Genomic DNA, 26,638 nt, shown 5'->3' with positions numbered 1-26,638 from the left:
AACGATGAGGTGTGGTCGTGATGGTACAAAAAACCGTTGAACTTTCCGAAACACAAAAGGGAATCTATTTTGATTGTCAGGTGAATGATCCCACTTCGTATAACATCTCAGCTTCAATGCAATTTGATCATCTTCAAATGGAGATATTTCGCCGGGCCATCGAATTGCTTATGTATGAGCAAGTGGTGCTGCGTACTCGGATTGAGATTCAAAATGATGTACCCGTGTTATCCGTTCATGAAGATATGGATTATTCACTTACCTTGTGGGACCTAAGTAGCGAGAATCAGGAGAATCCAAAGGAACAACAGTTAGAAGCACTGGTGGATGAATGCATCGGGACACCTTTTGATCTGGAGAAAGGTCCTCTGTTCCGTATAATGATTGTTCAGATGGATAAAAGCCGATATATTCTGACCTTATGTATTCATCATTTAATATGTGATGGCTTGTCGCTTGAACTGATGAAAAACAAACTTATCCAGTCATATACGTGTCTTCTTGAAGATCAGCCTGTGGATGTCAAGCTGGATGAAGGATTCATCTCTTATGTTGAGGCAGAGAACAAGAAACTGCACGAAAACAAGTACTCCAAAGAGCGGGAATACTGGTTAAACAAAATGAAGGGAGCGGAACCTCTTTCTCTAAAGCACGACTTTCCAGCAGGTTCTGTGCAAGAAGGGATTGGTCATGAACTGCGATTTGATATTTCGGAATCGTTAATGGCTGATATTACACAGATGTCCAAAGATAATGAAGTAACCGTTTTTATGTTCTTTATGGGTGCCTTTGGCATTCTTATGAGTAAATATGTCGGTACAGACGATATCACCTTTGCTTCCCCATATTCTCATCGTCCCGGTATGGACTTGGAAGAAACGATTGGATGTTTTGTCCATATGTTGCCTATGCGATTCCATATTGACCTCGAATCAACTCTAAAACCTCTGCTGCAACAAGTAGCCACAACCTGGATGGATACGTACAGGAACATCGGATATCCCAATAACCTCATTGTCAGAGACAGCATGTTACAGGCTCAACCCGGATCACCATCGTTGTTTGATATCTCCTTTGTTTATGATTCCTATGAGGAAGATATCCTCGGAACTCGTATTCTGGATCATGATAAGGTTACGTTTCCAGGAGATCTAATGGTGGTGTTGAGTCGTTTACCGCAAGGTGCTCAGTTGAAGCTGCAATATAAACCGAGCTTGTTCCGTGAAGATTCAATGGAGCGAATGGGCCAACGATTTCTATACTTGCTGAATCAACTAGTAACCAATTCTGATCAAAAAATCAGTGAATTCAGCCTCCTGATGCAGGATGAGAAAGAAAACCTACTGTACCGATTCAATCAAACTTCTTATTTTCCCTACACTCCACAACATATTATGGATATATTTCACGATAAAGTAGCACGTTTCCCGGAGCGGGTAGCTCTAATGGAAGGCAAGCAGCATCAGACCTATGCGCAGGTCAACGCAAAAGCGAACCAATTGGCTAGGCAGATCGTTGAAAGTAAAAAAAGTGATAACGCGGCGGTTGGCGTGCAGATGCCACGTTCCTCGGATATGGTCATTGCCCTATTGGCTGTATTAAAAGCCGGATGTGCTTTTGTACCTGTAGACCCTTCCTATCCTTTGTCCAGAAAGGCCTATATTATATCGGATGCAGACATATCCATAGTGCTGGCTAAGCAGCCCGAAAAAGATGACGAGACTCTGGATGTCCAGTACATCTACGTTGAGGGCGATCAGGCCTATACGGGGGATGCCTCAAATCTCGAAGAGGCGCTGAATCCGCATAGCCTTGCCTATATCATGTACACATCCGGATCAACAGGCAAGCCCAAAGGAGTCATGATTGAAAATCATAGCGTAGTTAATACACTGCTTGATCTGGAGCGTCGTTTTCCAATGCAGGCGCAGGATGTTTACTTGCTGAAAACAGCATATACCTTTGATGTGTCGGCCACGGAACTTTTCGGCTGGTTCATGGGTGAAGGCGCACTAAGTATTCTTGAGCCTGGAGCAGAAAAAGACCCTGCTCGTATTGTGTCTACGGTGGCATCACATAAGGTTACGCACATCAACTTTGTTCCAACGTTATTCCGTCTTTTTCTGGAAACGATGGAGCTTCGCTCCGATCTGTCAGCATTGGAAACGTTGAAATGGATGTTTGTTGGCGGAGAGGCAGTCACGCCAGACATCATTGAGAAATTTAACAGGTTAGGCATTGGAGCAAGTCTTGAAAATGTTTATGGTCCAACCGAATGCACCATATGGGTTTCTCATTATCCGTTAAGCCATTACGAAGGCTTGGGCAATGTACCGATTGGCTACCCGCTCAATGAGTCCAGATGGTATGTCGTCGGAAATCATGATGAGCTTCAGCCGTTAGGTATTCCAGGGGAGCTTTGTCTTAGCGGTGTTGGGCTTGCACGTGGATATCTGAATCTGGAACAGATGACCCGAGAGAAGTTTGTCCCTAATCCTTTCTTCCAAGAAGGACAGGATGCAGAGCATTTCAGGTACATGTACCGCACAGGTGATCTGGTACGTTCACTCCCAAGCGGTACGATCGAATATCTGGGACGCATTGATTTTCAGGTTAAAATTCAAGGAGCCAGACTGGAGACAGGCGAAATTGAGAATACCCTGTCATCCTATCCGGGTGTCATCCAGACCGTGGTAGTTATGAAATCATTTGAAGGTAGGTCCGGCTTGCTGTATGCCTACTATCTGTCAGAGCAGGAGCTGCCTTCTGTCGAATTGAGAGAGCATCTGTCTCGTTTGTTACCGGCATATATGATACCATCCGTTTTTGTACATAAATCCGAATTTCCATTGAATAGCAGTGGGAAGATTGACCGGAAGGCACTCATGGCAGATATCACGCATGCTCACGCTTCCAGTACGTTCTATACCGCCCCGTCTTCTGAGCTTGAGAAGGTTATAGCCGAAGTGTGGGCCGAAGTGCTCGGTGTTGAGAGAGTAGGGCGCGATGACCATTTCTTTGAATTGGGCGGAAATTCATTTTCTGTCATTCAGGCTCACAATAAACTTAAGCATTATACCGATGTGGAGTTCCCTGTGCCTCGTTTTTTCGAATGCCCGACATTGCGTCAATTTGCCGCACTGGGTCCGAAAGATGAGGGAGTTCGGATACCGACTGAAAGGGAACAATTGTTTCAACGAAAAGATGGCATTATGCGTGAGGACATTGCAATTGTGGGCATAGCGGTGAATGTGCCGGGCGCTGAGGATATAAGGGAGTTCTGGAGTAACCTTGTTGAACGGCGGGAAAGCATTCACTTTTATAGTGATGATGAATTGAGGGAGCTTGGCGTGGAGGAAGCACTGCTACGTTCACCTCGTTATGTCAAGGCAAAAGGACGTGCCAACGGCATCGATGAGTTTGATGCAGGGTTCTTTGACTATACTCCCGGTGAAGCCAAAATGATGTCTCCCCAATTCAGACTTTTGTATCAGGGAATATGGGAAGCGCTGGAGGATGCAGGCTGCAGACCGGATGAAGCGGGTAAGGTGGGTGTGTTCCTTGGCGGGTCCGATGACTTCGAATGGTACCGTCAAGTGCTTTTTAACGATGCTAACTATAGCAGTAAATACGAAGCATTCACCCTCAGCACCAATCATTTTCTCGCTACCCGAATGGCTTATAAGCTGAACTTAAAAGGGCCAGCCTATACCGCTCTTACGGGATGTTCTACTTCATTGGTTACACCTCATCTGGCATGTCAATCTTTGATCGTTGGAGAATGTGATGTGGCCGTGGCTGGTGGGATCACCGTGGAGTTGCCCAATGAAGGGGGTTACATATTTGAGGATGGCATGATGTTCTCCACAGATGGACACTGTCGTCCATTTGATGCGGCAGCCAGTGGAACCGTCTTCTCCAATGGTATGGGAATTGTGGTGTTGAAGCGGGTAACCGATGCTCTGCGGGATGAAGATCATATCTACGGGGTCATCAAAGGCTCAGCAATTAACAATGACGGACAAGAGAAACTCAGTTTTCTTGCTCCAAGCGTAAGCGGACAGGCTGAAGTCATTCAGGATGCTTATAAGGTAGCCGGAGTAGACCCGGAAACGGTGAGTTATATCGAAGCACATGGTACGGGAACGTTGCTTGGTGATCCAATTGAAGTAAACTCGTTAACTCGGGCCTTTGCTTCCGACCAAAAGCAATTTTGTTATTTGGGTTCGGTCAAAGGCAATGTGGGACATATGGATACAGCCGCAGGTGTGGTTGGTTTAATCAAGGTAGCGCTCAGTCTTGGACAAGGATATATCCCTGGAACAGCGAATTATGAGCAACCTAATCCCAAAATTGATTTTTTGAATACGCCTTTTAAAGTTAATGCACAAGGGGTGGACTGGAAACAGGGCAAAGTTGGAGTCATGCGCGCAGGAATCAATTCATTTGGTGTGGGGGGCACGAATGCTCACATGGTATTGGAGGAGGCTCCCGAGATGGAGAAGTGCAGTCCTGATGATGACGTAAATATATTTCTTTTTTCCGCCAAAACAGAGTACTCGCTGAACCGCACCGCTGAACGGATTATGGAACATCTGACTCAGCAGCCGGATCAATCTGTGTCAAACGCAGCGTGGACCTTGCAATCAGGTAGATCTGTTTTTGCGTATCGTAAGGCACTCATTCTGGATAAGACATGGAAGGATAATCCGGACAAGCTGATACAGCAACTGGGGAAAGCACGCGTATACCATTCGGCTCAAGGCACTCGTCCCGTATACTTTATGTTCCCCGGACAGGGCAGTCAGTATCAGGGAATGGGTGCAGAACTATACAGATCTACAGAGCAAACAGGCCTGGCTCCAATCTTCAGAAGTTATATTCAGGAAATATTGGACCTTCTGCCTGCGGAAGAACGAGAAGATATGCTGTCTGTTGTATACGGGGATCAGCACCCTGAGCGAATAAACCAGACGGAGTACAGCCAATTCGCACTGTTCATGACAAGTTATGCGCTGGCCAAGTCGCTGCTGGATCTGGGCATCAAGCCAGATGGCATGATCGGACACAGCATTGGTGAATTGGCTGCTGCAGCGGTAGCGGGTGTGTTCGAACTCGGAGATGCTGTCAATTTAGTTCGACTTCGCGGACGTCTGATGCAACAACAACAACCCGGGGTTATGCTTGCCATTATGGCGGATGCACAGCAGGTGAAGTCACAACTGGAGGAAGATATGTGGCTTGCCCTGGTGAATACTACAGGTTCCAGTGTGATTGGTGGGACAGCTGAAGCCATTTCACGGATGGAAGCCAAGGCTGAAGGACTGGGCTGGAAGTGCATTCGTGTGAAGACTTCCCATGCATTCCATACGCCAATGATGAATCAGGCCGCGGAGGAATTTAGACGTTATCTAGCAGAGCATTCACTTCATACGCCACAGATCCCTTTACTGTCCAACACCAGTGGAACATGGGCGCTTGGAGATGAAATCACACAACCTGACTATTGGTCCCGTCATATTTTACAGCCGGTGTTGTTTGAATCAAACCTGGCTGAAGTGTTAAAGGATGAACGGGCTGTATTAATTGAAGTAGGTGCAGGACGAACGCTAAGCTCCTTTGCCAGACAGCACAGTCTATCAAGAGATTCCCAGACGGTACTGAATATGCTACGTCACGTAAGGGAGACGGAGCAGGACAGTATCTATGTGAACCGCAGACTTGCGGAGTTATGGTGCGAAGGCATTGAACCGGACTGGAAGGTGTTCAAAGGGCAGACGGTACGACGCAAATGCTCTCTGCCTACTTATGTTTTCAACAAACAATCCTATCCTGTCAGTGTTTCTCTTTCTGGCTCATCAGCGGCGGCAGGAATGGATACCGGGGATGATAGGCAGCATGCAGATCAGGGAAAGGGAAGTGGCTCTACTCTAATAAAAGGGACCGTTTATACTGGCGGTTCAGACCAACTGAAGCAGATTGTCCTTGATGCATATCGAACGATTTTTGGCATCGATGATCTAGATGAAGAGGTTAATTTCTTTGCGGTTGGAGGAGATTCTCTCAAAGCAGTCAGCTTGTCTGCATGGATCCGGTCTCATTTAGGAATTCAGCCTGAGGTAGCTGATGTTTTCAATCATTCAACGCCTATTCAACTGGCTGAGCATCTCTATGTCATGGCGAAACCAAAAGTGGACCAACAGATAATTCAATCTGCACCCACTATGGATGCTTATCCAATCTCTTCTGCACAGATGCGTATGTTCACACAAGCGATGCTTGATCCAGGCAATACGGCATACAACCTACCGTCTGCAACCATTATTGAAGGTGAATTGGACCGTATAAGAGTTGAGGCTGCTTTGCAGAAGTTGATGCAACATCATGAGGCGCTCAGAACATCGTTTGAGATACGGGGTAGTCAGATCGTTCAGATCATCCAACCTTCGGTTCGCTTAAGTATGGGCTATGCAGAGCAGCATGTGGCAGATGACCAAGAGTTGCCTGCGATAATCGAGACATTGATTCGTCCTTTTGATCTGGGGAGTGCTCCGCTTATGCGGGTTGAACTGATTAAAATAGGCGAGCGCAAGCATCTGTTATTCTTTGATATTCACCATATTATCGCGGATGGTACATCTGTCGAAATCATTACTCGTGACTTCAATGATTTATATTTTGGCAAAGAGCATGCAGTCCGATTGCAGTACAAAGATTACGCGGTATGGCAGCAGCAACGTCTCTCTTCACAGGAATACATTTCACATCAAACGTACTGGCTGGACCATCTTGGCCCTTCTTTACCTGTGCTGGAGCTTCCACTTGACCATGAGCGTCCATCACAGCGATCCATGCAAGGGGGACGTCTCCATTTCACGTTGAATCGTTCGTTGACACAACACTTGCATGAGCTGGCTTCCTCATCGGAAGCATCCATGTATATGGTAATGCTAAGTGTGTGGAATCTTCTTCTTGCACACCGCTCAGGTCAGCAGGACATTGTGGTAGGAACGCCTGTTGCAGGAAGGATGCAAGAGGAGTGGAAAGAGACGGTAGGCATGTTTGTCAATATGATTGCGATGCGGAATTTTCCAACGTTTGATCGTACGTACACTGATTTTTTACGCGAACTCAAACAACATACACTGGATGCTTTTGCATATCAGGAATATCCGTTTAATGAGCTTGTGGCACAACTGGGCGTGACACGTGAGCTGAACCGAAATCCGGTATTTGATGTTTGTTTTGATTATCAGAACATGGACTTGCATGGACTTGAACTTCATGGTTTGCAATTCAGTTCTTTTCCGGTGGAGACGGGTACGTCTACTTATGATCTGTTAATGACCTGTCAAGAAAACAGGGAGAAGCAGGTGATTGAAGGATATATCGAATACTCGCTGGATCTGTTCCGCCGGGACACAGTTGAAGGTATGATGCAGGAGTTTATCGGACTCTGCCAAGAGGTTGTACAACAGCCTAGTCTGTCTCTGAGCGAACTGTTTGAGAGAAACATTTCTTATGAGCACTCAGTCCATCGTCTTGCTGGTCCACGTCTGGATTACACTCCTGCGGTGGGTCTGCATCGGCTGTTCGAGCTGCAGGCAGAACACACACCAGACAAGAAAGCTCTCCTTGTATCATCTGGAGCTTCTTTTACCTACAGGGAGCTTAATGAAAAAGCTAATACGCTGGCTTGGAAGCTGATTGATCAAGGTGTGCGCCGGGATGAACCTATAGGCATATTATCCAGACGAGATGAATCGTTGATCATTATGCTATTGGCGGTGCTGAAAGCTGGGGCGGCTTATGTGCCTCTGGACCCTGCTTTTCCGCCGCAGCGCATCGTGAATATGATTGAAGACAGCCGAATGAACGTATTGCTGTGTACGCCTGATGAAGAAGGCACAGTGACTTTTAGCGGAGAGCGATTTGTGTATGATCCAACTGCCCAGGATGTGCGCTCATCCTTTAACCCGGACGTAAGCCTCCTGTCTTCGGATCTGTCCTGTGTGATTTTTACCTCAGGATCGACCGGTCGTCCCAAAGGGGTCATGATTACTCATGAAGCGATGGTCAATTTTGTTGAGGACATCAGGCACCGACATATTTTTGCGCATGAGACAGATCGCATCATCAGTGTAACGACCATATCTTTTGATATTTTCGGATTTGAAGTGTGGACACCATTATGCACCGGATATTCCCTGTATCTGGCCAATGAGCAGGAGCAGCTTGACCCGGCTCTTGCTTCACGTCGAATACATGAACATGGTGTTACACACATTCTTAGCACGGTCTCACGCATTAAGGCATTTGTCGAAAATCCGGAATTCGCTCAGGCGCTGGGCAATCTGCGGTGTGTTCTTACTGGAGGGGAAAACGTCCCTGTGGGACTCCTCACCGATCTGAAGCGGCTTACGCCCGCTCGAGTCTTTAACATGTATGGACCAACGGAAACTACGATCTGGTCAACGACCAAAGAATTGAATGACACAGCCGCGATTACCATTGGCAAGCCCATTACCAATACAGAGATTTATATTCTGAATGATGAAGGTGAAATACTGCCACCTGGAAGTTATGGAGAGCTGTGCATTGCAGGAAAAGGATTATCCCGCGGTTATCTGCACAACGCTGCTGAGACCGATGCCCGATTCATTGCAAACCCCAATGTTTTGGGAGGCCGTTTGTACCGAACTGGCGATCTGGCCCGTATACTGTCGGATGGGGATGTTGAGTTAATGGGACGGTTAGATCAGCAGGTGAAGATTCGTGGCTACCGGATTGAACTGAACGAGATTGAGCAGGCAGCGATGAATTATGAACGTGTAAGAGAAGCTGTCGTTAAGGTAGAAGGGGCCGAGTCACATTCATTGCAATTAATCCTTTTCTACAGTCTGAAGCCTGGGATTGGGCCTTCCGTTATGGGGGATGAAGACGTACAGCTTCGGACCTGGTTAAAGCAGCGGCTTCCACAGTACATGATGCCTTCTCGCTTGATTCGTCTGGAAAATCTGCCTGTGCTGCCTAATGGCAAACTGAATCGCAATGCCCTTCGTCTGGCTGATTTTGAAACGGCAGAGAGGGATAACCCGGCTCTGGTTTATGGCTCATCGATTCAAGGAATGGAGCGGGCAAAAGTTGACCTGGAGCAGATGCTCATTGCAACGTGGAAGGAAATATTGAATCTGGATACGGTTAATATCCATGATCACTTTTTTGACATCGGAGGCAACTCGCTGGGGCTTATTCTGATCAATAATCGGCTGAATGCCTATCTGGATAAAAGCGTTCCGCTGGTGCAATTGTTTGAGCATTCCTCCATTGCATCACTGGTTAATCATCTGGTGGCTGAGCAGATGCTGCGGACAGTTACACAACAGGTGCAAGAGGAGAGCGGGCATATCGCTTCGGTTGGATATCCTGTTACGAACCCGGACCCGACAACAGCTCCAAAAGAGTATGTGAGGAGCACAGTTGAACACAGCAAAGTGGAGCAGAGCAGACCGGAACAGAGTATCCCGTCTGCTTCAGAACACAGTAGCAGAATTTCTTCTTCGTCGGATATCGCAGTCATTGGCATGGCAGGGCATTTTCCCGGTTCAAGAAATATTGAGGAGTTCTGGGATAACCTAATGGCAGGTAAGGACGGTATCACCCGTCTGGATGAAGATGATCTAACCGCTGCGGGTGTACGACCGGAAGACTTCAAACATCCCGATTATGTACGGGCCAAAGGTGTACTGCAAGACACTGAGTATTTTGACTCCGGATTTTTCGAATATCCGCATCAGGAATCCAACATGATGGATCCGCAAATACGGCTGCTGCATCAGTGCTCATGGGAGGCGCTTGAGCATGCCGGATGTGATCCTTACAGTTATGAGGGAGCTATAGGATTGTTTGCCGGAAGTGGACTGAGCTTACCATGGATGGTGCAATTTCTAGGTCGTTCCGGTAATTTGCTACAGGCTTTTGAAGCCATGACTTTAAATGAAAAGGACTATATTACAACCCGAGTATCTCACAAATTAAATCTGAGAGGGCCAAGTATGGCCGTACAGACCGCATGTTCGACTTCTTTGGTCGCTATCCACCAAGCTGCTGAATCGCTGATTCGGGGGGAGTGTGATGTGGCACTTGCGGGAGGTGTCTCTATCTCCTATCCGCTCAAAGAAGGTTATCACTGGCATGAAGGCATGATTTATTCAAAGGATGGTCATTGCAGACCGTTCGATGAGCAGGCATCTGGTACTGTGTCTGGTAATGGATGCGGAATGGTTGTGCTCAAGTCACTCCGCGACGCGCAGAGAGATGGAGATCATATCTATGCAGTCATTAAAGGTTCAGCGATTAATAATGATGGCATGGACAAAATTGGATATACGGCACCGAGTGTGGCCGGGCAGGTCAAGGTTATTCAATCTGCCCTGCATCGTTCGGGAGTATCTCCAAAAGAGATCTCCTATCTGGAGGCGCATGGAACAGGAACCAAATTGGGTGACCCGATTGAAATCGAAGCGCTCAGGCAGTCATGGGGAACAGATCGTAGAAATTATTGTGCTCTAGGTTCTGTGAAAGCCAATATTGGACATCTTGATGCGGCAGCAGGTGTCGCCGGTTTTATTAAAACCGTACTGACGCTTTATCACCGGGTGGTTCCGCCACAGATTCACATGAATCGGACGAATCCGATGTTGGAGCTGGAGCATAGTCCCTTCTATATCAACAAGGAGCCACAGCCATTAGAAGAGGCGAAGGGTATCCTGCGAGCGGGTGTCAGTTCGTTTGGGATCGGGGGGACCAATGCTCACGTCATTCTGGAGCAACCACCCGTCCAAGAGAGCCAAGCCAATTATGAATCTTTGCTTCTGCTGCCCTTCTCGGCCAAGAGTGAATCTGCGCTGGAACGCACGTACGATTCGGTTCTACAGGCGATCCATGCATTGCCGGAGCAGTTGCCCAATGCTGCGTGGACTCTGCAAAAGGGAAGAAGCAGATTCATTCATCGTAAAGCACTGATCGTTGTGGACGGTTATATTCCGCCAAGTGAGCAGTCTATAGAGTTCGAGACACAGGCAAGTGTGATGAATGGGAAGCCTAAGGTCATGTTTTACCTTAGCGGGAATGCAAGTTGGGAAGCGCGCAAGATTCGGGAACTATATGCTTCTGTGTATCGCAGCCAGGTCTCAGAGATATTTAAACAGCACTTTGAAGAGATACTGAACCTCTTTGAGTCCAAGGAACAGTATGCCATTCGCCAAGGCATAGGGCGATCGTTAACCGATTCAAGGCTTGAGCGCATGCAGTGCTTTGTTGTGCAATATGCTCTTTATCAAACCGTGATGCAGCTTGGTATCAAGCCGGATGCTGTCTGTGGACAAGGCGTTGGCGAACTGGTGGGGTTGGTCATTAGTGATGCACTTGATCCAGTACATGCCGTGGGGCTTTTATACAATTGGGCGCATTGGTCACTAGAAGAAGGAGCATTGTCAGATGCTATGACAGGAAGGATGACAGATGCAACTGTAACAGACCTTGCGTCGAGCATTGCACCACTGTTATCTCCAAATTTCCTGTTTACGCTGCTAAATCGCAAGACGCTTTCTGAATCTGCTGGGCATACGCTGTGGATCGTTTCGAATCAGCAGCAGGATACAGACCAAATAGTCCCGGCTTCATTTTCAGAGCCAAACGTCATTGCTCTTACTGGAGATCATCAGAGTTTGCTTGAGGCAGACGTGTATTTAATGAAAGTACTTGCTTTTTACTGGTGCTCTGGCATGGAGTTGGATTGGGAACAGTTAAACGGAACGGGGCGCAAGCAAAAAATCTCCCTGCCGACGTATTCCTTTGATCCCATTGTTCATCAACATGATGTTGCGTTGTATCAGCTTGCAGGTATGTCACAGGTTGCAGCGGGTTCTATCACAGCATTAGACCAATCTCCAGCTGGGAAAGTCAGGGTTCAACGGACTGATGATGAGATAAGGCATATATTGTCGCAATTGTGGCAGGAGTTGCTTGGTAATGGAGCAGTCAGCCTTGAAGATGATTTCTTTGAACTTGGAGGTCATTCTTTAAAAGCGATTTCCTTGGCGTCGAGGATTAAAGAAATGTTTGGATTAAATTTGGGGCTGGAAGAGGTTTTTGATCATTCAGTGTTTGAACACATGGTTCAATGGATTGCTGAACATCAGGCTACAAGCGACTCTGATTCAGTGAACCCAATTTTGCCTGTTACTAAGAAAGAGAAATACAAGACCACTTCTGCACAGCGAAGAATGTATGTGGTGCATGAGTGGATGAAAGGTGAGAGTACGGCGTACAATCTCGCCAGCTCTTATATGGTAAGAGGAAAACTTGACCCTGCCCAATTCAGAGTAATAATGGATGCACTGGTAGAGAGACATGAAGCATTCCGTACCAGGTTCGAAATGATTGATGGTGAGCTTTTCCAGGTTGTTGAGGATCAGGTTCCAAGCGTTGTGGAGTTGCTGGAATTAGAAACGGCAGGGTTAGAGCAGATCATGGAATGGATCAAGCCTTTTGATCTGACCTGCGCACCATTGGTTCGTGTTAAGCTGATTCGCCTTTCTCAAGAGGAACACATCTTATTCATCGACATGCATCATATCATTTCGGATCAGAGTTCCATTGCTATTCTGATGCAGGATTTCGCTCGTATGTACAGAGGAGAAACATTGCAATCTCTTGATATTCAGTATAAGGATTATGCGGAATGGCGTGATGAAGCTGCGTCACATGGACAATCTGTTGAAGACGCCGAGTTTTGGATACGGGAATTCAAGGACATGCCTGCACCTGTTGAATTGCTTACAGACTTCCCAAGACATGGGGCGTCATCCTACAGAGGAGACAGACGTTCCATTGAACTTGGTGAGTCGTTAAGTACACAGGTCAATGATTTCTGTACTCAACAAGGGCTTACACCCTACATGTTGTTCATGGCAACTTTGAATCTATTAATCTGGAAGTATACGGGTCAAGACGATCTGGTCGTTGGTACAGCGGTTGCGGGGCGTGAGAAGCCAGAACTCAATAACGTTATGGGTATGTTCGTGAACATGCTTGCCATTCGCACCAGCATGGACAGAGAATGGTCCACAGAGGCGTATTTGAATAAGATGCGTGGCAAGCTGTTATCCTGTTATGAGCATCAGCATTATCCTTATGAAGCACTGGTAGAACAACTTGGTCTATTCGGTGATTTAAGCCGCAACCCCCTATTTGATGTGGTTCTAAATTACATTAATATGGGGACCGATGATCCTGAAGCCGGGGAACTGATGCTTGAACCATGGGTCGAAGGTAAGGTGGATGCCAAATTTGATCTGACTTGGACACTGGTCGAGCATAAGCAATGTTACACGGTTGAACTTGACTATCGCTCGGATTTGTTTAAAGCGGAGTCCATGGAACGGATGCTGGATAAATTCCGGTATATCCTGTCTCAGATCACAACAGGGGATAATGAACGAATTGGACAGATTAAGCTCACTACACCGGAGGAAGAGGACTGGCTGCTGTACGGAGTCAACGATAATGCCGCCCAGTATCCGCGAGATGCGACCATCTCCCAATTATTCGAGGAACAAGTTCATATGCATCCACAGAAGACAGCATTGGTCTGGGAAGACGATGAGTGGAGCTATGCAGATCTGTATGAACGTGTTCAGTGGCTGGCGTCCAGGTTGCTTGGACAAGGGGTAAAATCAGGCTCCAGTATTGCTCTCATTCTGGACCGTGGACCGATCCAGATGATCAGTATCCTTGCTACACTCAAAGTGGGGTGCAGTTATGTTCCGATTGACCCAGCTTCGCCGCCATCGAGAATTGAATTTATTTTGCAAGATTGCGATGCGGCTGTGTTATTGACTGAAACGGCGTATGTCTCCACATGGCAATCTGTAGTTCCTTGTATCGTGCCGGCAGATGAACTGGCAGCATTTGATTCGGGAAATATGCAGGAGCCCGTTGAAGATATGAACATGACCGCTCTTGACCCGGCTTATATCATTTATACATCAGGGTCAACAGGAACCCCAAAAGGGACTGTGATGAGTCATCGCAATGTGACCAAAGTCATGAAAAATAGCAATTTTGTCACCGTCGTGCCAGAGGATCGTATCCTGCAAATTTCTAACTATGCGTTTGACGGTTCCATTTTCGATATTTTTGCTTCATTAATAAACGGCGCTACTCTTGTATTAATCTCAAAAGAGACCATCTTGGATATGGCTCGTTTGGCGGATGTCATCCGACAGCAACGGATTTCAGTATTTTATATTCCGACATCCTTGTTTAATATGCTGGTGGATTGGGATGCTGATTGCTTGAGGAATGTGCGTAGAGTGATGTTTGGTGGTGAAGCTGCATCGGTGAGTCATGCCAACAAAGCGCTTGCATGCGTGGGGCCGGGCAGGCTGTTAAATGGATATGGGCCAACGGAAGCGACCTTTTTTGCCTCCTACCACTTATTACAGCAAACAGAGCCTTATACTAGCTCGCTGCCTATAGGTTATCCCCTGTCTAACACAGCTTTGTATGTTCTGGATGATGAGCTGAAGCCTGTGCCACCCAACGTTCCAGGTGAACTGTATATCAGTGGGGATGCGGTAGGTATTGGATATCTTAACCGTGAGGATCTTACCCGAAAACACTTTCTTGATGATCCCTTCCGCAAGGGAGAACGAATGTATCGGACAGGTGACATCGTCAAACGTCTGGCTGACGGCAGTCTGATTTTTATTGAACGTTCGGATTTCCAGGTCAAAATTAGAGGTTTCCGCATTGAGTTATCGGAGATAGGCAATTGTATGGAGCGTCTTTCGGGAGTTCGTGATGCCTTTGTCATGACAGCTACAGAACCATCAGGAAGTCTATACATTGCCGCTTTTTATACAACCGATACTGGAGCAGATGCTGAGTATATTCGAAGAGAACTTCACCAGCAGCTGCCAGAGTACATGGTGCCTGCACGAATTATTCGAATGGATCATCTTCCGATTAATGCCAATGGCAAAGTGGACCGAAGAGCATTGTCGGAGCATTTGGTTGAAGAGCAGCAGAGGTCTCTGGAGATGAGTTCACCTCGGACAAAAACAGAGCGTGTCATTCTTGCCGCCATGCGACAGATCCTGGGTAATCCAGGCATTGGTGTGGAAGATCACTTCTTTCAAAATGGGGGGCATTCGCTCAAAGCGATTGCATTCACTCAAATTTTGGCAAAAGAAGGAATTGCCATCAATGTGAACGAATTATTCCAATATCCGACAGTTAGAGGACTTGCCAAATTGGTAGACATTAATCCTCCGGCGTCAGTTTGGTCCGAAGATAGCCTGCATATTCAGTCCCCGATAGTCATACCACAGGACATAACACTTCATGAGAAACAACTGGATAGCCTGGTCCTGCATGTCTTAAACAGCTGCAATCAGGTTTCATCTTTTATGGCGGGCATGACCCCTATGGGTCAATTCCCACTATCTCCAATTCAACAAGCACATGCTTCTACGACTTCACGAGCAAGCGGATTTACAACAACGCTGGAAGGCGAATTGAATGAACAAGCTGTAAAACACCTGATTCTTGGGGTTATATCCCGACATCAGTTGCTGCACAGCATGATATATGAGGAAGAACAATTGTATTGGCATCCATGTGATATATCGTTAGCGGCAGACATGTTGCAACAGCTTATCCCCTATCTTGATATTCGTCATTATGCTTCGGCTACGATTGAGCAGTTGGAGTACAAACTGGTTCAGTCTCTGTTACACAAAACGTATACGTTGAAGGAACTACCTTGGCGTCTGTGTATTTTGCGTACAGGAGCCACAGAGCATAAGCTGATTTGGAGTTTTGATCACCTTGCGTTTGATGGTATGAGTGCCCAGATCATCAAGCAGCAACTTGAATCGAAGGCATTATATAGACCGCAAGGTATAGAGATCGAGAGTGATCTTCTGTACCAAGTACGAAATTATGAGGATTATGTAAATTTTCTGTCTCAAGGCCCCATAGGGGTATCAGAAGATGAAATGGAGAAACAATTTTCGCTTCAGGCATGGAATAGATGTAACACCATCGTCATGAACAAGTTGAAGGAAACAGAAACATTGTCGCCTTCAGCGATGACTGTTGAGTTGTCCCTTGCAGGGAAGGAGCCTGCAGATGTTTGGTGGACATGCTTTGAAAATTTTTCCAACATCATTGCGGCTTATCTGAACATAAGCCAATTGCCAATAGCCCTGGTGCATTACGGAAGGGAGTATGGCGAAGAATCCTACTATGATTATGTGGGAGAATTCCTTGATTTGATTCCAGTGCTGGTAGACAGTGAATTCACACAGGAAGATCTGTTGGAACGTCTGGAATTTACGAAGCGACACAGCATTAACTTTATGGCACTTACACATGATTCTTCCCTCTCGGCACAATATGATGGCATACAGGAACAATTGGGAACTGCCTACAGGCAAGCAGAACAGGAGACGCGTCAGATGATTCTGTTTAATTATCAAGGCTTCATCTCCAGTAGCGAAGCGATCCCAATGTCGTCTCAGTCGTCGGATGACCAAGATTCGAATTCGGGACTCGCCCAATTCGAATGGGTTATTCGCTACGACGAAGAGTGTCTGTACGTACATCTGGCCTGTCAGGCTGGTCTGGACATCAAACGTATGAAACAGCTGATTGATGACAAGCTTGGTAGCGATGTGAGAGTGGTAGTTCACAATGAGGCAATGGAGGTGCAACATGTCCAGTAAATCCATACAGCGAGGACCCGAGCTGATTGTGCCAGAACATTATTCAACAGTGGCTGAGATGCTAATCTACATTGCAGATACTCATCCAGAAAAGGGAATGACCTATATCAGCTCTTCAGGTGACGAACAGTTTGAATCATATCCTGAATTACTGATGCAGGCGCGCAAGTACCTGCAGTCTCTTCAGGAGCAAGGCATTCAACAAGGACAGGTTGTTATTTTGGAAATTGACCAGTCACAGGAATTTTACCGTACATTTTGGGCTTGTATGCTGGGGGGCATTATTGTCGCCCCGGTTAGTCCTCCGGCTGCCTGGGAACCAGGCTCAGCCGGTCTGGAGAAATTCACGAAAGTGTGGGAGGTACTCGGGCGTCCAGTCGTTATCGTCGAGGAAGCCTACATGCCCAAGTATAAACAGCTTGCGGAAAGTCCGGTATTCAAAGGTCTTATGTTGATTAGCGTGAACCAGCTTCAAGCAGGCCAGCAGATGGCTGATCTATGCCCAACCTCTCCTGATGACATTGTGTTCCTGCAATTCTCATCAGGAAGCACGGGAATTCCCAAAGGTGTGCAGTTAACAAATCACAATATTATCGCCAACAGTATTGCATGCAAGACTTTTCTTGGAGCTGAAGAAGGAGATAATGTGTTTACCTGGTTGCCGCATACGCATGATATGGGGATATTTGGACAGCATCTGACACCCGTCCTGAGTGGAGCCAACATCATGGTGATGTCACCTTATACCTTCGTACGGTCGCCTTATCTGTTCTTGCGCAAGATTACGGAGCATCAGGGAAAATGGTTTTGCTGTACCAATTTCGGTTTCGAATGGATGGTTCAGAAGATCCCGGATTCCAAGCTCTCAACGCTTGATCTGTCTTCACTGCGTATGACCTTGAATGGTGCAGAGCCTATATCAACGTCTGTTATCGAGCGATTTGTCAAAAAATTCAGCTCTTGTGGCTATCGTTCCAATATGATGTTTCCTGCGTATGGCATGGCAGAAGCGACAGTAGGTGTATGTACCTCCAGACTGGGGGAAGAGCCGCGAATTGAACGTATTTCGCGTTCGCGGCTGGTGCAGGAAGGACTGGCTGTGCCAGTACAGCTGCCTAGCAGTGATAGCCATACTTCGGATGTGATCGAATTTGTCCATGAAGGATATCCCATGACAGGGATTCAAATCCGGATTGCGGATGAACAGGGTGAAGTGCTGGATGAACGGGTCGTTGGCGAAATCCAGATCCGTGGGGAATCGGTAACCTCCGGATATTACAGTCTCCCAGAGATCAATCGTGAAATGTATGTGGATGGGTGGCTTCGCACTGGAGACTTGGGTTATATGGCTGATGGCTCCCTGGTTGTAAGCGGACGGATCAAGGACATTGTGTTTATCCGGGGACAGAACCATTATGCGCATGATCTTGAAGAAATTTTGTACCAGAATAGCAGCATTCCGAGAGGCAATCTGACGGTAGTCGGGCACTTTAACAGCCTCGAACAAGTAGAGGAGCTGCTTGTATTTGTTAAATACAAATCGGGAACTCCACAGTTTCTGGAGGTACGACAGGATCTGATCCAACGTATGAGGGCTGGATTGGGTATTGAGATCACCCATGTTCTCCCAATCAAGGTTATTCCCAAAACGACGAGTGGCAAGGTTCAGCGCTTCATGCTGAGAAACGAATATGAGCGTGGAGTATTTACCAAGGACATCGAGGCCATTGAAGAGCTGATTTGCGAAAACACACAACAGCAAGGACACGAGACGGTTTCCGCATCGTCTTTGGAATATACCGTACGTAAAGCCTGGGCCGAAATTCTTCAATTGCCCGCAGGAAAGATTGAGATGGATACTTCTTTTCTTGCACTTGGAGGCAATTCCATTCTCTCCTATCAATTACTTGACAAGCTGTCTGCACATATGGGACGTGAATTAGGACAAGAACTACTTGTTTTTTGCAGTACAGTACGTGAGATGGTGGAATATCTGCAGGAACTTCCAGCAGAAACGAAGGACTCTGAACAAGCTGAAACAACAGATAATCACCTGAATGTACATCGTGCTATTGCTATTACCGGACTGTCTCTGCGTCTGCCTGATGCCGACACCCAAGAGCAGTTCTGGAGCAATCTGGTTAACGGGTTAGATAGTGTTGACCGGGTTAGTTTAGAGCGTGCAACACGTTCCAAGCAACCCGGTTGGGATGACTGGATTGGGGAACTGAAGCAACCGGATACGTTTGATCATGAGTTCTTTGAAATCCCGTCTGAACAAGCTGCATTTATGGATCCGCAGCATCGCAAGCTGCTGGAAGTTGCTCATGAGGCGCTGGAGGATGCGGGTATGCTCGTGGACCATGAGGATAAGCGTGATGTGGGTGTGTATGTAGGGATTAACCCAAGCACATACTTCGATCTGGTTATTGATTATATGAACCGGAGTCTTGGAAAGGCTGTTCATTCTCACGCTATGGTAGGCAATATGTCCAATATAGCAGCGGCCTCCATTTCACACATGTACAATTTTACAGGGCCGGCACTGTCCATAGATACAGCATGTTCTTCTTTTCTGGTAGCACTGACACAAGCTGTGGCGGCCATTCAGGACAAGCGTATCTCTGGGGCAGTTGTAGGTGGAGCGAACATTTTGGCTACACCGCATGTTCATCAACTATCACGCAATGCTGGAATCTGTTCTTCCACTCAACATACGAAGGTATTTGATCGGGAAGCAGATGGTTCAGTCCTGGGGGAAGGTGCTGTTGTTGTATATCTGGAGCCGCTAACAGAGGCAGTTCGCAACAATAAGCATGTTTATGGTGTGATTCGCGGGACAGCGGTGAATAACGACGGATATTCACTTGGCATTATGGCACCCAACCCTCAGGGGCAATATGAGGTACTCCGTGCCGCTTATCGCGATGCCAATCTAAACCCGAGCGAGGTCTCTTATATTGAAGCACATGGATCGGGGACAAGGATTGGAGATCCAATTGAGGTGAATGCCTTGCTCCGACTGTTCCGGGAAAAGGGATATCCAAGCGACAATTCGATTGGATTAGGTTCAGTCAAAACCAATATTGGACATTTATTTGCAGCCTCCAGTGGAGCCAGTCTTGCCAAGGTTCTGCTCAGTATGCAGCATGGGGAACTGGCACCAAGTCTGCATATGGATAATCCGAATCCGGCCCTCCGACTGGAGCAATCGCCGTTCCATATCGTTAGCGAGCATAGATCGTGGGATGTACCTGTAGGGAAAACACGGAAGGCCGGCATCAGTTCATTTGGCCTGGGAGGTACGAATGCCCACATTGTGCTGGAGGAATGGAAAGCCCCTGTCCGTGCAGCTGCCCCGGCACGTGGCCAGTTGTTAACGTTCTCTGCGAAATCAGAGCAGGCTCTAAAAAAGTTGATTGATAACACGGAGCAGTATGTGAAGAAACATGCGGACCTGGCACCAGAGGATCTTTGTTTTACTCGGAACAGATATAGAAAACATTATCGGTATCGTGCGGCAGTAACTGTCAGCTCAACCGGAGAGTGGAACATCGAAGAGATGGAATTTGGCTTCAAGCCTAGAAACCGAGCTGCTCGTGTCAGTATTGTGGTTGGGGGGCATGAGATTGGCAGAGAAGATGAAGCTCATGCACGTCAAGTAATCAGGCCAGACGATTCTAATGAAGATACGGTATCAACCTTGAACTACTGGGTGACCTTGCTTGAGACACTTGTACGTCTGGTCCCTTCCATTCAGGAGATTCGAGGAATAGCTGCAGGAGAGAAGCTTGTATCCAGTTTACATCTGGATGGCGAGGAACATCACAGCGCTCATACAAGCCAATCCATTCCAGTGAACAACAGAGTGACGTTAGAGAGTCTGCAAGACACACCTGGCAAGATGGCAAACGCCGACATTGTACTTATGATTGCTGCAGATCAGACAGTGCAGCAGCTTGAATACAATGGCAAGGAGAGCTTCATCCGCCTGTCTGCCGAGCCGAAACTCACCATGGAGGATCAGCTTGCATTATTGTTGGGACAGCTTTATGTACGTGGTGCTGCGCTGGATTGGGAACAGTTACATCCGAATGGCTCTGGCCAGATTGTACATCTGCCAGCACATCCATTCGAGCCGTATGTACATTGGATAGATGTGAATCAGGGAACGGAGGTCATGATATGACAAAAGAAGAAATTGAGCTTTTTCTCAAAAGCGAGATTGCTGCAGCGTTGAATCAGGAGCCAGAGGACATCGATGAAGAGATGAATTTTTTGAAAATTGGTGTCTCCTCTGTGCAGGCGCTCAAGATCATTAACCGTGCGCGTAAGCATCTTCAAGTTGACATCAGTCCGGTTGCGTTGTTTGAATACAAAACAATTGCCGAGTTCGCTGCCTATCTCAATGAATCTCTTCTTCAAGAGGGGGTTGCCGAATGATTGAAGTGGATGTAGAGCAAGAGATTATTCATGAAGCTGAATTGTTTGCTGCCCGTGAGATTCGTCCTTATGCTCAACAGATTCAGGAGCAGCAAGCCATTCCCAGAACATTGATCCGTGCCATGGCTGAAAAAGGTTACTTGGCTGCCTCGATCCCGGCTGAATATGGCGGCATGGGTCTCGGTCCTAGGGCGTACGGGCTGTTGACTGAAGTATTTGGCAAGGCTCTTCCAGCCGTTCGCAGCTTGTTAACGGTACATACTTCACTTGTAAGTGAAACTTTGGTACGTTTCGGAACGCCTGAGCAAAAATCGTCCTGGCTGCCCAAGTTGGTGAAGGGAGAATGGATTGCTGCCTTTGGCCTGACTGAACCGGAAGTTGGTTCGGATGCCAAAAGTGTAAAGACCGCGTGGAGAGAAGAATCGGACTGTTATGTTTTGAATGGGAAAAAGAAGTGGATCACGTTTGGACATCTGGCAGATGTATTTATCATTATTGCCTCGAATCAGGGACGAAGCACTGCTTTTTGGGTCGAACGCCAGTTTGAGGGTGTACAGACCAAACCTATTGAAGGTGTCATGGTTGCGGGAGAGACAGGTATAGCTGAGATTGATCTCCATGAGGTGCGTGTACCAAAGAATCACATTATTGGACGTCTGAATGAAGGTTTTGAGTACATCGTAACCGGGGCGCTGGACCAAGGCAGATATAGCATTGCCTGGGCAGGACTGGCGATTGCGCAGGAAGCGCTGGATGCCATGGTGACTTACTCAAGGAAGCGGAAGCAATTTGACCAGAAGCTGAGTCATTTTCAGCTGATTCGCGGCATGATTGGAGATGCGGTGACAAAAGTCCATGCAGCACGAGCATTATGTTTACGGGCAGCCGAGCTGAGAGAAGCCAAGGACCCGCAGGCCGCCATGGAGACAACCATCGCCAAATATTTTACGTCCAAAGTTGCTGTTGAAGTTGCAAGTGATGCGCTACAGGTTCATGGTGCGAATGGAATTAGTAACCAATATCCTGTTGCCAGGCTGTATAAGGAAGCCAAAATTCTGGAGATTATTGAAGGTTCTTCTCAGATGCAGCAGGAGATGATCTCGCATTACGGATTAAAAGCCTATTACAAGCGTGGCGGTGGCGTATGACGTTCTGTGCACTATTTCCCGGCCAGGGAAGCCAGTATATCAGAATGTGCAGCGAGTTGTTGGACAGTGAGCCGGAGGCGAATCAGATCTTTGCGGAAGCGAGCGAGGTGATCGGATTTGATTTGAAGGCACTGGTTATGGAAGGGACCCTGGATCAATTGACGGTCTCTGAATATGCTCAACCTGCTGTGCTGACAGCAAGCTACGTTTTATTTGACTCATTTGTTCGCCGGACAGGAATGACTCCAGATTATGCAGTAGGTCACAGTTTGGGGGAGATTTCGGCTTTAGTAGCGGCGGGAGCATTGCGATTTGCTGATGGAATCCGTTTTACAGCTCAGCGTGGTGCGTTGATGCATCGCTCCATTCAGGAGCAAAAAGGAAGAGCGGGTATTGTTGTTGATATAACCCAAGAAGCGCTTGAAGAATTAGTCGGGAATATTCGTCAGAACGAGTATGTGACGATCTCCGGTTATAATTCACCGGGACAGTTTGTCGTCGCAGGTACTGCGAAGGGTCTTCAACTGCTGGATGATCAGGTGGATGGCTACGGTGGGGAATTCATTCCTTTTCGCATGATGCCAATGAAGGCAGATGCACCTTATCATAGCGAGTTGATGCAGTTCATTCAGCCTGAGCTTGAGGAGATGCTTGCAGCGATTTCCTTCTCTGCACCGGTGTTTCCCATATGCTCTACAGTACATGGTGAGTTCATTCGCGGAGCCGAGGACATTCCTAAGCTGCTGAGCAACCAGCTTTTGCAACCCATTCGCTGGAATCAGGCATTGGCACGCGTTCAAAATCTGGGAGCGACGGTATGGATCGATATCGGTCCAGGCCAGAGCGTAAGAAATATGCTGGCTGAGAATAAGACCTTGCCTGCAGCCTATTCGCTGGATGATCCGCAAGATCGGTCCAGGTTACTGGAGCGATATGAAGCAGTAAACCAGACAAGTGGGGGAGGCGATAAGGGATGATCACGGAGATGATGCAGTACAATCAGCGGGTGAAACAATGGCTGCCTGGTGGTGTGCACTATAATTTTCACCTTCCTTGGGAAGAGACGCCGCTCCATTTCAAGCATGCTTCCCGCAGCAGAGTGACGGACATGAACGGCAACGAGTATTTGGATCTATATGCCCGCTTTGGTGCCCTCATTGTTGGCCACGGCAACGAGGAGTATAACGAGTGTCTGAAGGATACCATTGACCGTGTTCTTTCCGTAAGTCATTGCGATCTGGATGCAGAGGCTCTGGAACTGATCCATCAATATGTTCCTTCAGCAGAGATGATTCGTTTTGGGTTATCAGGCACGGAGATTGTCCAGAATGCACTTCGTCTTGCCCGGGCGTGGACCGGTAAAAATCGCTTTGTACGTTTTGAAGGCCATTATCATGGCAATGCGGACAATATTATGGGTGGCAAGACTGCACGTACAGGTCCGCCTGTACCTTCAGACTATCCTGGTGACATGAAAGGAACAAAGGGGAGGGCAAAGGATGCCATGGAATCTCAATCCTACCTCCTGCCATGGAATGACGCAGCCCGTCTGGAGGAACTATTTCGCCAGCATGGAGACGACATTGCAGCAGTAATCATGGAGCCGGTTTGTGTAAATGGAGGCGGAGTCATGCCTGCTCCGGGTTATCTGCAAAAAGTCAGACAGTTATGTGACCATTACCAAGTCGTGCTCATTTTTGATGAGATTATAACAGGATTCCGTATGGGACTCGGTGGTGCCCAACAGTTATTCGGTGTAACGCCCGATCTGACTACACTTGGGAAGGCAATCGCGGGTGGCGGAGTTCCGGTGTCAGCCCTGGTTGGCCGAGCGGATATCATGAAGTTGCTTGTAGACAAAAAAGTAATTCATGCGGGTACGTTTAATGGCTATCCATTAGGTACAGCTGCTGTAAAAGCTACGCTGGAAATGTTGGGACGCGATGGAGGACAGGCGATGCACAGCATGAACCGCCACGCTGAGATGATGCATGACATACTCTGCCAGGAAGCAGTGAAGGTGGGTCTGCCTTTAATTGTTCAGGGGCCGTCTGGCTGTGCTTCTTATCACTGCTGCACGGAGCCGCTTACGGATACGGCTGATTATACGTTTGAATTAATGTCTTTTGATATTTTGTTAAATAGCAAGCTTGCTGAGCACGGTGTTCTGGTATCTACGCTCTCGCGGATGTATCCGAATATCCTGCTTGATATGCAGGATGTTGCCTTGTTCGGTGAGCGTGTCCCTGCAGCACTTGCAGAAATGAAAGAGATCTACGACGAGCTGATCTAATGGTAGCTCAATAAGGAGGTGATTAGGTGTGCATAATCGACTCATTGCAATCATTGGCGCAGGGGTGATGGGATGCGCCACAGCACTGGATGTCGCGAGGGCTGGTTATCGTGTAATTTTGCAGGATATTTCGGCGTCGGTCATCGAACATGCCCCTGATGTTATACGTCGTGAATATCGTTCAGCTTGCTTTCTGAAGCAAGGGTACGGTCAGGTGCCCCTGGATCAGATCATGGAACGAATCTCGTTCCAGACACAAGATGAAGGTGTGGAAGAGGCAAGTATCATTATTGAAAATGTAACCGAAAACCTGGAGTTGAAAAAGGAAGTTTACGCACGACTATCCCACAAGGTTCGTCCGGATGCTTTATTTGCGCTAAATACAAGCTGTATTTCCGTGACAAAGCTCGCTTCATTTTTGCCTGACCCAGGTCGAGTCATTGGAGTGCATCTGATGAATCCGGTTCCCGTTAAATCCATGGTGGAGGTGATCAAAGGACATCATACAACACAGGGTACGGAACATGAGATGGTAGCGTTTTTGGAAACTCTTGATAAAAGTCCAGTTGTCATAGAGGATCTGCCCGGGTTTGTTTCTAATCGCCTCTCGCACTTGTTAATGAATGAAGCGGCGTACATTGTACAGGATGGAATCGCTACACCCGAGCAGGTGGACGCCATTATGAAGAAGGGCTTCAATTATCAGATGGGGCCGCTGGAGACGGCGGATCTGATTGGTCTGGATACGGTCGTGCATTCATTGAAAGTATTGTACGACAGCTATCAGGACCCCAAATTCCGATGCTGTCCGATGTTGCAGAAAATGGTTGATGCAGGACAGTGGGGGCGGAAGACGGGTCAAGGATTCTATGCCTACTAAGATGAGGGGTGGCATGACCATGGAAAAGCTCAAGGATATCAAGTGTATCGTTTGGGATCTGGACCACACCATATGGGATGGGGTTTTGCTTGAATCTGCAGATGTGCATCTGAAGCCGGGCTTAAAGGAGGTGATTGAAAAACTGGACCAGCGAGGTATTTTGCATTCTGTTGCCAGTAAAAATGATGCAGAGCTGGCTTGGGCGAAACTGAACGAACTGGGCATCGCCGAATATTTTCTGTATCCCGAAATCCATTGGGATGCGAAGTCCGTCTCTGTTCAGCGGATTCAGCAGAACATTAATATCGGCATGGATGCCATTCTGTTTGTGGATGATCAACCTTTTGAACTGGAAGAAGTGCAAAGTGTACATGCTGACATTCAGGTACTTCATGCGGATCAATATGAAACCATGCTTGATGACCCCAGGCTGATGCCCCGATTCATTACAGCCGACTCTGCGTGCAGAAGGCAGATGTATCAGGCGGATACACTCCGTAAACAGGCTGAGGAACAGTATGCAGGACCTTCAGAACAATTTCTGGCTACGCTGGGCATGAAATTTTCCATCTACGAGGCTACTGAGGATGACCTTCAACGTGCAGAGGAACTTACCGTCCGCACCAATCAGCTAAATGCAACGGGAATTACCTACAGTTACGAGGAGCTGCATCAACTGATGACCTCGCAGGACCATATGTTATTGGTGTGTGAACTCGAAGACAAATACGGGACGTATGGCAAAATTGGGCTTGCACTTATTCACATGCAGCAGAAAGTATGGCGGCTAAACATGCTTCTGATGTCTTGTAGAGTGATGTCCAGGGGAGCAGGGAGTGTACTGCTAACGTATATCATGCGTGAAGCTCAGAAGCAGGGCAAACAGATGCTTGCGGACTTCAGGGATACCGGAAGGAACCGGATGATGAATATCAGCTACCGCTTTGCCGGTTTCAAGCAGCAATCTGCAGATCAGGAAGGAAGAGTACTGTTTCATCATGATTTACAGCAGGCTGTAGAGTTTCCAGATTACATTGAGGTTTTAGTGCCCGAGGGGCAACATCAATAACAAGGGGGA

The 26,638-nt window shown here is 47.4% G+C and carries 8 protein-coding genes; all 8 read left to right on the top strand.

The features are described from left to right. Positions 1–20 precede the first annotated feature (20 nt). Genes AC4E8D_RS22380 through AC4E8D_RS22345 form a run of 8 tightly spaced genes read left to right on the top strand, consistent with a single transcriptional unit; the run spans position 21 to position 26,629 of the window. Positions 21–16,796 (top strand): amino acid adenylation domain-containing protein, encoded by a 16,776-nt coding sequence (locus AC4E8D_RS22380; RefSeq protein WP_490206502.1) that lies wholly within the window; start codon positions 21–23, stop codon positions 16,794–16,796. Then, positions 16,786–20,985, top strand: a complete 4,200-nt coding sequence (locus AC4E8D_RS22375) for a non-ribosomal peptide synthetase (protein WP_490205224.1) — start codon at positions 16,786–16,788, stop codon at positions 20,983–20,985. The genes AC4E8D_RS22380 and AC4E8D_RS22375 overlap by 11 nt, the downstream gene beginning before the upstream one ends. Beyond that, positions 20,982–21,239, top strand: a complete 258-nt coding sequence (locus AC4E8D_RS22370; protein ID WP_036668520.1) for an acyl carrier protein — start codon at positions 20,982–20,984, stop codon at positions 21,237–21,239. The genes AC4E8D_RS22375 and AC4E8D_RS22370 overlap by 4 nt, the downstream gene beginning before the upstream one ends. Continuing rightward, complete coding sequence (locus AC4E8D_RS22365; RefSeq protein WP_339305128.1) at positions 21,236–22,387, top strand: acyl-CoA dehydrogenase family protein; 1,152 nt, start codon at positions 21,236–21,238, stop codon at positions 22,385–22,387. Before AC4E8D_RS22370 ends, AC4E8D_RS22365 begins: the two co-directional genes overlap by 4 nt. Further along, a complete protein-coding gene (locus AC4E8D_RS22360) occupies positions 22,384–23,364 on the top strand; it encodes an ACP S-malonyltransferase (RefSeq protein WP_490205223.1) in 981 nt (326 codons plus the stop codon). The genes AC4E8D_RS22365 and AC4E8D_RS22360 overlap by 4 nt, the downstream gene beginning before the upstream one ends. Then, positions 23,361–24,680, top strand: coding sequence for an aspartate aminotransferase family protein (locus AC4E8D_RS22355; protein WP_339305124.1), 1,320 nt, complete (start codon positions 23,361–23,363; stop codon positions 24,678–24,680). Before AC4E8D_RS22360 ends, AC4E8D_RS22355 begins: the two co-directional genes overlap by 4 nt. 28 nt (positions 24,681–24,708) lie before the next feature. After that, on the top strand, positions 24,709–25,560 hold the full coding sequence (locus AC4E8D_RS22350) for a 3-hydroxyacyl-CoA dehydrogenase family protein (RefSeq protein WP_100526999.1): 852 nt from the start codon (positions 24,709–24,711) through the stop codon (positions 25,558–25,560). Positions 25,561–25,579: 19 nt separating this feature from the next. Continuing rightward, entirely contained in the window at positions 25,580–26,629 is a 1,050-nt protein-coding gene (locus tag AC4E8D_RS22345; protein WP_237174322.1) for an HAD-IIIC family phosphatase, read from the top strand. Positions 26,630–26,638: the final 9 nt, after the last annotated feature.

This window comes from Paenibacillus sp. SRL342 (genome assembly GCF_984798905.1).
The sequence above is the reverse complement of the archived record's forward strand: the minus strand, read 5'-3'. Positions and strand labels throughout refer to the sequence as shown.